8 protein-coding genes are annotated in these 13,017 nt (G+C 59.7%); 6 read left to right on the plus strand and 2 right to left on the minus strand.

Annotation, left to right across the window (positions count from 1 at the left end):
• Positions 1 to 130 precede the first annotated feature (130 nt).
• Both AAF358_03320 and AAF358_03325 read left to right on the plus strand, forming a co-directional pair.
• Complete coding sequence (locus tag AAF358_03320) at positions 131 to 2,164, plus strand: prolyl oligopeptidase family serine peptidase (protein ID MEM7704554.1); 2,034 nt, start codon at positions 131 to 133, stop codon at positions 2,162 to 2,164.
• 210 nt (positions 2,165 to 2,374) lie between these two features.
• Positions 2,375 to 3,871: an ATP-binding cassette domain-containing protein gene (locus tag AAF358_03325; GenBank protein MEM7704555.1), complete on the plus strand. Its 1,497-nt coding sequence runs from the start codon at positions 2,375 to 2,377 to the stop codon at positions 3,869 to 3,871.
• A 6-nt stretch (positions 3,872 to 3,877) separates the two neighbouring features.
• Here AAF358_03325 and AAF358_03330 read toward each other — a convergent pair whose 3' ends face one another.
• Entirely contained in the window at positions 3,878 to 4,144 is a 267-nt protein-coding gene (locus AAF358_03330; protein ID MEM7704556.1) for a metal-sensitive transcriptional regulator, read from the minus strand.
• A 52-nt stretch (positions 4,145 to 4,196) separates the two neighbouring features.
• Here AAF358_03330 and AAF358_03335 point away from each other — a divergent pair, with 52 nt between their 5' ends.
• The 4 genes from AAF358_03335 to AAF358_03350 all read left to right on the plus strand — a co-directional run bounded on the left by AAF358_03335 (position 4,197) and on the right by AAF358_03350 (position 12,481).
• Entirely contained in the window at positions 4,197 to 5,999 is a 1,803-nt protein-coding gene (locus AAF358_03335) for a copper resistance system multicopper oxidase (protein MEM7704557.1), read from the plus strand.
• Positions 5,996 to 6,757: a copper resistance protein B gene (locus AAF358_03340; GenBank protein ID MEM7704558.1), complete on the plus strand. Its 762-nt coding sequence runs from the start codon at positions 5,996 to 5,998 to the stop codon at positions 6,755 to 6,757. Before AAF358_03335 ends, AAF358_03340 begins: the two co-directional genes overlap by 4 nt.
• Positions 6,758 to 6,801: 44 nt before the next feature.
• Positions 6,802 to 7,215, plus strand: a complete 414-nt coding sequence (locus AAF358_03345) for a DUF3592 domain-containing protein (GenBank protein ID MEM7704559.1) — start codon at positions 6,802 to 6,804, stop codon at positions 7,213 to 7,215.
• 133 nt (positions 7,216 to 7,348) lie between these two features.
• Entirely contained in the window at positions 7,349 to 12,481 is a 5,133-nt protein-coding gene (locus tag AAF358_03350) for a hypothetical protein (GenBank protein ID MEM7704560.1), read from the plus strand.
• Positions 12,482 to 12,510: 29 nt separating this feature from the next.
• Here AAF358_03350 and AAF358_03355 read toward each other — a convergent pair whose 3' ends face one another.
• Positions 12,511 to 13,008, minus strand: coding sequence for a nuclear transport factor 2 family protein (locus tag AAF358_03355; GenBank protein MEM7704561.1), 498 nt, complete (start codon positions 13,006 to 13,008; stop codon positions 12,511 to 12,513).
• Between the last annotated feature and the right edge of the window lie 9 nt (positions 13,009 to 13,017).

Below are 13,017 nucleotides of genomic sequence, written 5' to 3' on the forward strand. Positions count from 1 at the left end.
CGCCAGGTACCTTTTTTGCGTTCTCGCGGCGCTGCTGAGTGCGTCAATTGACTGTAGGGCTGCCGAGCGCCCTGATACTGTCACAGCAGCGTTAGACTTTTCCCACGCAACTTCCCTAACGGCAGCCACGGTGGGGGATCGCGTCGCATGGGTCAGCCATTACCGTGGCGTTCGGAATGTCTGGGTAGCCGAAGGCCCCGAGTGGAAAGGCCAGGCGATCACGACGCTCGAGGCGGACGATGGACAGGAGATCACGGCCCTCGCCTTTACGCCGGACGGCGAGTCGGTGCTTTACCTGCGGGGCGGACGAGCCAACAGTAACGGTGAGTTTCCAAATCCAACCAGCGATCCCGAAGGCGTAAAGCAGACTCTCTGGCTGGTGCCCTTCGACGGCGCCGAGGCGCCGAGGAAGCTGGCTGATACGGGGGCATTTGAAGTCTTCCCGGACGGCAAAAGGGTTGCGTACCTGAAGGACAAACAAGTCTGGGTAATGCCCCTGGCTAGTGGACCTGTTAAGGCGCCCAGTTCGGAGAATACCGAGGAGTCTGAACCGCTGGCTGCGACCGAAGCTAGCGACGGGGCAGAGCAGATTTTTTCTGTGCGCCGCGGTGTCGCGAGGTTCATTATCTCCCCAGATGGTGCCCGCATTGCCTTTGTTTCCGACCGAGGAGACCACAGCTTCGTTGGCGTTTACGAGATGGCTTCGAAATCGCTGACATGGCTGGCCCCCTCCGTCGATCACGACGACACTCCGGCATGGTCCCCGGACAGCATGCGGGTGGCGTTCCGGCGCACCCCGCATGAGGCCCAGATATTGCCTTTCATGCCGCGACGTGAAGGGCTGCCCTGGTCTATCCACGTCGGTGATGCGCGTTCCGGCGAGACGCGCGAGATCTTCCGCGCATCGGTGGGGCCCGGCAGCGCGCCGGGTGCAGGCTACTGGTTTGTGGGTGACCGCCTCTGGTGGGGGACTGACGAGCGCATTGTGTTCACCTGGGAAAAGACCGGGTGGCTGCACCTGTGGTCGATCGCCGCGAGCGGCGGCGAACCGGTCGATCTCACGCCCGGCGAAGGCGCGGTGCAGTATGCCGAAATTACGCTCGACGGTCGGGCGATGCTTTTGGCCTCCAACCATGGCGATATCGACCGACGCCATATATGGCGCAGTGAGGTCGGCGGTGGCGCCTTCACCCGCCTAACCAACGGCGATGGCATCGAGTGGGCACCGAAACTGACGGCGGCTAGCGAAACGCTGACATTTCTGGCGTCTGGCGCGCGGCAGCCCGCCCATGCAGCCGTGCGCACGCGGTCCGGCCGTCGTATCCTCACTGAGGCAGCGGGCGATAACTTCCCGGCAAAATCTATCGTGACGCCCGAGCCGGTGACCTTCCAGGCATCCGACGGCATGACCGTCCCCGGCCAGCTTTTCACGCCGCCTCGGCGCTGCGGCAAAGGCCCGCATCCAGGCCTGCTCTTCCTTCACGGCGGCTCCCGCCGTCAGATGATGCTCGGCTTCCACCCGAGCAACTACTACTCGAACGCTTACGCCTTCAACCAAATGATGGCCCGGCGATGTTTCGTCGTGCTGGCCGTGAACTTCCGCAGCGGCGTCGGCTACGGCCTTGAGTTCCGCGAGGCGCTGGACTACGGCGCGCGCGGAGCGTCGGAGTTTCGTGACGTGATAGGCGGCGGGCTGTACCTGGCTAGCCGAGCGGACGTCGACGAAAACCGCATCGGCCTCTGGGGCGGCTCCTACGGTGGCTACCTGACGGCCATGGGGCTGGCCCGCGCGCCGGATCTGTTCACCGCGGGTGTCGATCTGCACGGCGTGCACGACTGGAACGTGGTGATCGGCAACTTCGAGTCAAATTATGATCCGCAGGCTCGCGAAGAGTTTGCGCGACTGGCCGCCGCGTCGTCCCCCATCTCAGACCTGTCGAGATGGCGTGCGCCAGTTCTGCTGATCCACGGCGATGATGACCGAAACGTCCCCTTCAGCGAGTCCGTGAGTCTGACCGAAGCGCTGCGGCGTCAGGGCACGCCCGTCGAACTACTGGTTTTCCCTGATGAGGTGCACGGATTTCTGTTGTACCGGAACTGGGTGGCCGCTTACGAGACCTCGGTGGCGTTCCTGGAGCGCGAGCTTGCGGTGACGTCGCCCTAGCCCTACCTTCACTGCAAGTGCGAGGGTCCGGGACCAAGTCCCAGTCCGACGATTATTGCCAACCAGCGCAAGGGGCCAGCAGCGGCCGGTTCATTTGTTTGTCTCCGGCTGACTCCTCTATACTCGCCTCACAAGCAGCGAGAGGTCTGATGAAGCACAGCTAATTCCAACTGCCCGGTTTTCCACTACACCGCTTTTGGAGGCGTGCTTATGGCCTTTGCAACGCTGTCGCTCAGCGACGTTAGCTTTTCTTATCCTCAATCCCCCGGTTCGATCATCAAGGGCCTGTCCGTGTGCTTCCCAACCGGGTTCACTGGCGTCGTGGGCGCAAACGGCGCCGGAAAGACGACGCTGCTCAAACTTGCGGCCGGTTTGCTGGAGGCTGAAAGCGGTACCGTCAGCGTGCTGCCGGGCTCCTGTTATTGCGCCCAACGCACGGATGATCCGCCCGACGGCCTGGACTCGCTTCTCGACGACACCGGATCCGCTGTCTATGCGCTCAGAAGCCGGCTGGGTGTGGATGCGGACTGGCTGGACCGCTGGCATACTTTAAGTCACGGTGAACGTAAACGCGCGCAGATCTGTGTGGCGCTATGGCGCGAACCCACGGTGCTGGCCATCGATGAGCCGACCAATCATCTCGACGGCATGGCTCGGCGTCAGCTCATCCATGCCCTTGCCCGCTATAGGGGAATCGGAATACTGGTGAGCCACGACCGCCAGCTACTCGATGAGCTGTGCTCGCAGTGCCTTTGGCTCGGGGACAACAGCCAAGTGTACGCCGGGGGTTACAGCGCGATGCAGGAAACGCGGGCCGTAGATCAGCTGACCGCAGAAAGAAAACGCTCAAAGGCGGTTCGCGATCGAGCGGCTATCGTTCGAGAACAAACGACTCGGCGAGAGCAGGCCCAGCGGGCCAATCGGGCTCGGTCCAAACGGGGCATCGACCGGAAAGACCACTCAGCAAAAGCTGCGGTTAACGCCAGAAAAAACACTGACGCCAAAGACGGCCAGCGGCTTCGCCAGCTTGACGGACGGGTCGGCCGAGCCGAACGGGCCGTCGCCGAGGCGCGCGTCGGAAAGACGTATTCGATTGGCATTGAAATGCCGGGGACTGTCTGCCGGCGCGACACGCTGCTCCAGCTTTCGGCCGGGGAGCTGCCGCTGAGCGATGACAGAACGTTGCGCTTTCCCGACCTTTTCCTGCGTCCCACCGATCGGGTCGCGGTGATGGGTGCTAACGGCATCGGAAAATCGACGCTGCTGAAGCATGTGGAGGAACACCTCAATATCGAACGCGACCGTGTGGTCACTATGCCCCAGGAGATTCGTGCGGAACGCGGAGCAGCCATACTCCAGGCCGTGAAATCCTTGCCGCGGGAAGCCCTAGGCCATGCCATGACCGTCGTCAGCTCACTTGGATCGAACCCCAGCATGCTGCTCGAAAGCGTTCGGCCAAGCCCCGGTGAGTTGCGCAAGCTGCTGCTGGCGCTTGGCATGACCCGCCGACCCTATCTGTTGATCATGGATGAACCGACCAACCATCTCGATTTGCCCTCGATTGAGGCGCTGGAGGGCGCTCTCGGGCAGTGCGGGTGCGGATTGCTGCTGGTCAGCCATGACGAGCGCTTTTTGACGGGATTGACCGACATCCGCTGGCAGATCGAAGAGAGCGAAAACGGATCGCGCCTGTGTCCTCAGTGGTGATGGAGCCTATTTCTTGACCTTGGACATAAGATCGACGAGTTCGCTGAACTTTCGCCGCTGCGCGTCGGGGTCACCGGAGGCGATCGCAGCTTCAACGCAGGTGGCCGAATGGTCTTTCAATATGGCATCTTCGACTCTCGCGAAAGCCGACTTCACCGCCTGCATCTGGTGCAGGATATCGATGCAGTAGCGATCTTCCTCGAGCATTCGGGAAATACCCCTCACCTGACCTTCAATTCGATGCAGGCGCCTGATCACGGCTTCGTTGCTCATCGGCCTCTCATATGAGTTGACATATACCCCCTAGGGGTATGTAGTTTCGCACATGAGCCGAGATAACCAACCCCTTAAGCCATCTCGACGGCGTTTCCTGACTCAGGCGAGCACACTTGGCGCCGGGTTCGGGCTGCAGTCCGTATTGCCCGCCTGGGCGCGGAGCGGTGAAGCGAACAGCATGATTGGTCTTCAGCCGATGTCTGGCACAGAGTTTGACCTCACGGTGGGAATGGCAAAGACAGCCATCGACGGTCGCGTCGGTCGGTCCATTCTCGTGAACGGGCAGCTGCCCGCTCCGCTGCTCCGATGGCGAGAGGGTGATGAGATCACGCTTCGCGTTCACAACAACCTGCATGTGGATACTTCCATTCATTGGCACGGGATTCTCCTACCGTTTCAGATGGACGGGGTACCCGGCGTGACCTTCCCGGGCATTAGGCCGAGGGAGACATTCACCTATCGTTTTCCGCTGATGCAGGCCGGAACCTATTGGTATCACAGCCACTCCGGATTGCAGGAACAGGCCGGCCATTACGGCCCGATCGTGATCGAGCCGAAAGACGCAGATCCGGTGGCCTACGACCGAGAGTACGTCATCCTTCTGTCTGACTGGACCTTTGAAGACCCCCACCGGGTGTTCGCGAAGCTCAAGAAGATGAGCGACAACTATAACTATCAGCAGCGCACGGTTAGCGACTTCTTTGACGACGTAAGGAGCGACGGCTGGGACCGCACGGTGGATGATCGGGCGATGTGGGGGCAGATGCGGATGAACCCGACCGACATCGCCGACGTGACCGGAGCCACCTACATCTATCTGATCAACGGCCACGGTCCTCGCGATAACTGGACCGGAATGTTCGTGCCCGGCGAGCGGGTTCGCCTACGGATCATCAACGCCTCGGCCATGAGTATCTTTGATGTGCGTATTCCCGGGCTGCCGATGACGGTTGTCCAGGCAGACGGTCTCAACGTTCAGCCGGTGGAAACCGACGAGTTTCAGATTGGCACGGCCGAGACCTTCGATGTAGTCGTCCAACCGACCAAGCATCAGGCCTATTCCTTCATTGCCGAAAGCAACGACCGCAGTGGGCTTGCCCGCGCCACGCTGACACCGGAAATGGGTCTCAGTGTCGCCGTGCCCAAACGCCGCGCGCGGCCGACCCTGACCATGAAAGACATGGCGATGAAACACGACATGGATTCCATGGATCACGGCGCCATGGATCACGGGGGCATGGATCACGGCGCCATGGGCCACCACGGAGCGATGAAACATGGTGCAGGGCCCGCCGAGGAGTGCATTGACGAACAGGATCCGGCCAATGATTTTCCATCGGGCCCCGGCATTGTGGGGCGCGCGATGTGCCCGACCAATCGTTTGAGTGAGCGGCCTTTAGGGCTTCAGCACGTTGATCATCGAGTGCTGGTGTACACCGACCTTAAAGCGCTGGAGAGAAACCCGGACACCCGCCCACCAGGTCGGGAACTTGAACTCCACCTGACGAGCAACATGGAGCGCTACATGTGGTCGTTTGACGGGCTCAAGTTTTCCGAGGTCGATGAACCGATCGTTTTCCACAAGGACGAACGTCTGCGGCTCACGCTCGTGAACAACACCATGATGCCGCATCCGATTCATTTGCACGGGATGTTCTTCGACCTTGTGACGGGCGATCACAATCATAAGCCTCGGAAACACACGGTTGTCGCCAAACCCGGCGAGAAGCTGTCGGTGGACATTACCGCCGAAGCCGTCGGCGACTGGGCGTTTCACTGCCATCTGCTCTACCACATGCATGCCGGCATGATGCGCATTGTGTCGGTTGTTGATTCCGAGGCGATGACTTGAGGCGGGTTTTTCTTTGGCTGGCCTTATTGCTTTTGGCCGAGACGGCGCTGAGTCAAACCGCTGCCGACGCCTACTACGATCCGACGGCCATGGCCGCAGCCCGCGCAGCGCTCAAGGCTTCGCATGGTGCTCAGATCAACTCGCTGATCCTCGGTGAGCGCCTGGAGGCGCAAACCCGGGACGGCGACACCGAAACGGTTTGGGAGGCGCAAGGCTGGATCGGCGGGGATGAGCACAAACTCTGGTTCAAAACCGAGGGTGAGTATGCTGATGGTCGATTCGAAGAGGCGGAACTCCAGGCCCTTTACAGCCGAGCCGTAAGCCCATTCTGGGACCTGCAGGTGGGCCTGCGCCACGATGCTCGACCGGATCCGTCCAGAACCTACGCAGTAGCCGGCCTCCAGGGCCTGGCGCCGTATTGGTTTGAACTCGATAGTCAGCTCTTTCTGAGTGACCAAGGCGACTTCTCCCTGAGATTCGAGGCCGAGTATGAGCTGAGGCTCACGCAGCGCCTCATTCTCCAACCCCGCATGGAGCTCAACGCCGCGTTCTCGGATGATGCTGAAATCGGTGTGGGTTCCGGCCTGTCGACGGCGGACCTAGGGCTGCGCCTGCGCTACGAGGTGCGGCGTGAGTTTGCTCCATACGTGGGTATCAGCTGGATCGAGAGCTTCGGCCAAACGCGCGACTTTGAGCCAGTCGATGATCGCCAGCTCGACGAGTTCGCATGGGTAGCCGGCATTCGATTCTGGTTCTAGCGCCACCACGCGGGTTCAATATCCCAGCAGGAGAAACCTCGCAAATGCTCGACGCAATACTGATCGTTTTTGGCGCCATCATGCTGCTGGCCGGATGGCGTAGCTTCAGCGAACACCGTCGACTCCAGAAAGAGGGCGTCGAAACCGTGGCAAAAGTGGTTGAGATCAAGGAGTTCCTGGGTCAACGAAAGCAGGTGATGTACAGGCCCATCTGGGCCTTCCAGGACGAAGAGGGAAACGAGCACCGAATCCCGGGAAGCTCAGGCCATTCAACGAATCGCAATTCTTACACGCTCGGCGCAACAAGAAAGGTGCTCTACGACCCCAGTGCACCTCATCTAGGGGCTTCTGACGTAGGGCCGAGATTTTATCTGAGCATCGCGCTCTATCTGGTGGCCGCTGCTGGCGTGATCGTGTTCGCCATTGCGCGCATGAGTGGATTGATCGAATCGGTGTGATGCGCTGAACTCGCCCTTTTTTCGACCCAGCCTGCTTCTGGGCCCTTAACAATGCAACTTTCTCCAACGCCCCAGATTTTTGTGCATATCCAGGGCCAGGCGCGTTGTCTGGACTAGGACCTAGGAGAAAACCGTGAAAAAACTGGCCTCTAGCACCGCGTTTTGCCTGTTGCTGGCGCTCGCTACTTTGCCCCGCATGGCCTCGAGCGGTGCGGGCAATATCCAGCTGCTGCCGCCACAACTCTACCCGGGAGCCGAGATCATCCTCTCGATATTTGACCAACCCGGAGGCATAGCCCGCTCGCTACGAATCCGCGATCCTGGTGCTGACGCGCTGTTTCCCCTCGGCGATGCCACGACCAACCGAGCGGGTTCGGCGAGCTTCCGCGCGGACTTGCCAGACCTGGCGCCCGGCCTTTACCTGGTAGAAATGCTGACCGCGCGCGGCGGGGCGGTCATTGACGTGGCTGGCCTGGAAGTTCTGGAGCCGCCGCAGGTTCGCGTTGAACCTGACAGCGCTTTCTCCGGTGAATCCGTGGAAGTCAGCGTAACCGGACTGCCGGCAGGACAATCGACCGTGTTCCTGGACGATCTGGCGATTGTGGGGCCTGTCACCGTTGCGGACGGATTGCTTGAGCGGCGCTTTATCGTACCCGCCGGGGATGCGGGCGTCCTGACGGTTCGCGTTGAGAGCCAAGGCGGCAACCGAACGCTGGCGTCAGTCGAGACCACATTCCGCCGTTCGCAAACCGTCAATAATCAAATTGAACCCCTCAGCATCAGCTTGCCCAGCGAGCGACTGGAACGAAATGCCCTGCGCGCCCTGAGCGGCGAACTGCGTCTGCCCGACGGCATGGATCCCGAGTCTTTTCTCTGGACCCTCGTGCTGATCAGCCAGGACGGCACGCTATCGCCCATCAACGTCAGGCCAATCGAGTGGACGCCAACGATGGGCAAAGGCGATGACAACATCCACAACTACGCCGTGGAGTTCGTCTTGCCTGGGCTGTTGTCCGGCTATACCCAAATTCCCATCGAGGGAAGCGTCGACGGACTTGGGCTTTTCTACCAGATCCCTCAATTTGTAGGTTCCGAACCCGCAGACCCCAACGGCGCCGCAGAGCTCGCTCAGAATGCCTACGTTGATATCGACGGGAACCTGATCGTCATCCAGGAGGGCCTGCCCTACGATGACGAGCTGGGCATCACCATCAATGGTCGGGTAGAGGGCAGAGTTGGCGGGACCGACCAAAACCCCATCACGGTTCCGATACAAGGCGCTATCGTTTCTATCAACGCCGATACGCAGCTGATCTATCCCGAACAGATCGGCCGGAATCCCCAGGACATTTTCTTTGGCGTATCCGGCGTTGAGCCACCAGGCCCTGGCCAATCATTGATTAGCCGGTCGGCTGCTCCCTATATCCCCGACACACAGATGAGCGACGCGCTGGAGGTGATCGGCTTCGCAGATCCTTCGCAGGTTCCGCCCCCTGATTTTAGGCCGGGAGACTGCCCGCTGACCCTGTCGACCTTCACCACCGATGAAAACGGCGACTGGTCATTTACCTTTTCGCCGGCGCTGACCGACTACATTCAGGCGCTTCGAGCGTTTCTGATTGAGCAGGCCGAGGCCGGAGTCGCTTACGTCACGGCACCGGCCCAGGTGGAAGACTACTTTCGCGTTCGAATTTCTGCGCTGCATCTGGACGATGCTTTTGGCATCTTGGCGTCCGACAACACCCAACCGGGATCAACCCCGAAATACCGGGGCATTCGCTACGATTTTGAGCGCACCAATGCCGGCGAGTACAAGGTTTGCCTGGAGTCCGACCTGGATTGCGACCAAAACGGCGTGTCCTTCAATCCGCTCACGCAGACACTGCTGACCAATCAATTTGGCCCCGTACCGCCCGGCACAGAAAACGAAATCCTGTCTGACATCTTGATCGATGGGCTCGCACCACCAACCGACGTGCCCGGCGAGACCAAAGACGACTTTTCCACCTATGTCTGGGATGGCCTGCTGACGTTCCCGAACGAAAAAGACAACCCTAGTCTCAACACACAGGAGATCCGCATTCATCTGCTGTGGTCCGGAGAACTCTACGGCAACCCCGATGAAGGGCCCGACGGCTCCTTCCTGACTCTCGACAATATCGGCCAATTTCCGCTGGTTTTAGAAGGGAGCAATCCTTGCGCCCCTGAAGTGACATACTCAGCGACTATCCCCGGGCTGGCGGTTGAAAAGGGCCCCATCAACGGCGAGGTTTTTATGGTCGTGGGTGAAACCCTGTGGCGAAAGCCGATCCAGATCAACACGATTGATGGCCCAACCTGGTTTGACGACGTCGCCTATGAACAGCCGGTCGCCATTTCATGGTCGCCGCAGCAGGCCAGCATAACTGCGCAGGAAAAAACCAAAGACGTAGACGCTAGCAACAGCTTTGGTTCAACGCTCGATCTGGGGACCATCCAAAACGACAACCTCGAGGCCGCCGTGGTCAGGCAAACCTTTGGTATCGCGTCGCAAAATCAACCGACACGCACTCGCGACGCGGCCGTCACCGTATTCGACAACAACAACGAACTCCCGAAGGCCACCCAGAAACTGGGCCACATCAACGCTGTTGCCGAGGCCTACGGCATGATCGATTTTCTGGAACCGGAGAAAGGCAGTGTCCAGACGCTGGTTGACCGGCCGGGCAACCCGGACGTTGGGAGTAAAGTCCCGCAGGAGCTGTTCTTTTCTTTTGTACCGCTGTTCCGCTATGCATGGGGCGTCCCGCCCATTGCTGCTGCGGTACTCGGCGCCGACCTGATTTACGGCGCGTCGTTTGTCTACTTCGCCTACATCGAGGCAACGGATTTTGATATTAGCGTCGACTCGCTCACCGAGCCGTCTAGCTTCGTCACCCTGTCCGTATTTTTCGATTTCAGCGCAATCTTTGGCCTGGTGAAGGCCAGCGTCGCCGCGGGCCCCGAGATTGCTGTTTCCATGCCTATGGTGATCATCGACAGCGAGCTGGATAGGGATGCCTCCGGAACCTGCTTTCAGTTTGGACTCGAGCTGGAGTTTGAAGTCTCCGTAGGCCCCTGCCCATTCTGCGTGAAAGGTTCTTACTCCGACACACCTCTGCAGGAGTCAAACCCCGACGACTGCGTAATCGCCGCTAACGCCAAACGATCTCAGAAGGCGATCGCTGAGGCACCTTCGTCGGACAGCATCGGGATTGCCACCAATGGCCTTGGCTTTACCTTTGTTGCAAGCACCGACAGCACCGGCGTCAAAATCCAGGAGATTCTTGCCGGCCAGTTCCTGGGTACTGTTTACACTCTCGCGTCCGGACGAGGCGCCATGCAGCCGGAGGTGATCTTCTACGACGGTAACAAGGCGGTTGCAGTGTGGGCTCAGAGCGGGTTGAGCGAAGAAGACTTTGACCTGCTCGTTAACACCGACTACCAGTGCACCAGCGAAGAAACGGCGGATGGCCAGGTGTGCACCGACCAGGAACTGTTCGATGCCCAGCAATCCCAGCACATGGTGTATTCACTCTGGGACGGCCTGGCCTGGAGCCAACCCATGAATCTGACGCCGCCGATGAACGTGAACTCCATGGGCGAAGGAGGGGTCAAGCTCGCCTCGTGCCTCAGCGCTGACGTGGACTGCCCGCTGGGCGGCGAAGTGCTGGCGGTCTGGCACCGGTCGTTGAGCGCGGACCTCGATGATAACCAGATCAAGCTGTTCTACGCTTACTTCGGCAATGGCGTCTGGACAGCGCCGGTAGAGATCGATGCCGGCGCTAACGTCAAGGACGTGCAGCCATCACCGCTTTATCTGATGGGTGACCCAGCCGTCGTCTGGGTTCGCAACACCGACGCCGGGAACACTGCTACCGGACTACAGACGGAAAGCCGCCGACTGGTCTACCAGTTCTTGCGGCGCACCGGAGGCACACAAGAAGTGTTCAACCCAAGCCCCTCAGGCAACTTTGTGGAAGCCGGGGAAAACCGTATCGCTTCTCCCAGCGCTGGCGTGCTGGGCACCGGAATTGCCATAACCTATACCAGCTCAGGTTCTCAGGACCCGTTCATCGGAACGCGCCGGGCACTGTGGGGCGTAAGGGGCGCGTGCAACATCCAGACAGGCATCTGCAGCACCTGGCTCAAACAGAAGCAGCAGGACCAGCACGGCAGGGATATCTTCTCGGAAAAGCCTCGATTGATGGTCAGCGCCGGCGGTACGCCCATGGTCGCACACCGCTGGCTGGGGACCAGCGGAGAGATCAAGCAGGGCGATCCGTTTGGAGTGACTGGCCTCGGCGATACCGCTATGCAAATCCTGGCGCTACCCGATTTCCCCGGCGCAGAGGAACAGGCGGTCCAGGTCAATCCGGTCACGATCGACGGCTTGGTCAATTGGCAAACCGCGGCAATCTTTGACCCGCTTAACGACTCAGCCGTGATCATCAGCGCCCAGGCAGACCAGATTGCCGCCAAGGCGGAGAAATTTGGATTTGTTTCCCAGGCCCTGGGCAGCGTCAATCGGCAAAAGCTCGGCACGGACCGAGCCGTCACGCTGTTTCAGGCCACCGACGGTCCGGACCTGACAATTTCTTCCGCCCGGATTCTCGGCTCCAGCATCGTGAATGGTGAAGAATCGGCTGACGTGCAGGTCATCGTGGCCAACCTTGGAGCCCCACTGCAAAACGAGTTCAGTATCAGTGCGTTTATTGACGGGCCACCCGGCATCGGCAGCTTCGTTGGGACCGCAGAGCCCGTGACGATCACCGATCCGGTGAAAACCGAGGTCGAGTTCGCCATCGACATTCCAGCGGCTGTGAACGCCGATACGCTGCGCCTGCTCTATGTGGTCGTCAACGATGACCGGACGATCCAGGAATCGATTGGCGACAATAACCAAATTGTGTTGGCGCTCAACCAACTGCTGCCGCCAACCAATATCGACTCCTTTCTGGACAGCAGCGGAACCACGGCATTCCTGGAGTGGGGCTCGGTTGAAGACTCACGGGTGACGAAGTTTCGCGTGTACCGACGCAACACCGGTGAATCCGAAGTCATACAGGTCGGCGTGACGCCCACCAACGGATTCATGGATATGCTCTCGTATCCAGGCCAGACCTATGACTACTGCGTCGCGTCGCTCACTGACTCACTGACGGAAAGCGCCTGTTCTGACTGGCTGACAGTCGAGGTCAAGTCGAATCCCGGCAGACTGATTTTCCGCGAGGACTTTGAAGGATGAGTCACGCGCAGAATCGATAATTGCCTGTGCTACGGGCTGTATTTTCGGATCATGGCAACCTTGCCATCTTCGATTTCGAGCACCTCTACGGTCAGGTAATCCTGAGCAATTTCCTCGTGGGTTTGCGGGTGGATATCCTTCGATAGGGTGCTGTAGTGGATGACAATAACGTCGTGGCCTGCCATGTAGCTAATCAGGTTGGCTTCATGTTGTGTGTGGGCCCCGAGGTACCGGCCCATGCCGTCGCGCATGTCCTGCTTGCCGGTTGGAATCCGAGAATCGTCAGGGTCGTACGGCAGGTGTTGATGACCAACGTCGTCGGCGAGCAGTGCCAAATAGCGCTCAAGGTTCTGCCTTGTAGCCTCCGGACTTTGGCTCATGACCCAGGCGTCGAAGTAGCGTTGGGCAAACCGATCGGCGTCGAAGTCCGCGGCATAGGCGGGGGCCGTCAAGCTTTGGACAATCGCGATCCAGAACGTAGCGACAATTTTCATTGCCGCTGCGTTCGCAATCGGAAATCTATTCATCAATCGAAG

The sequence above is a fragment of the Pseudomonadota bacterium genome, from assembly GCA_039033415.1.
GTDB lineage: Bacteria > Pseudomonadota > Gammaproteobacteria > Xanthomonadales > SZUA-38 > JANQOZ01.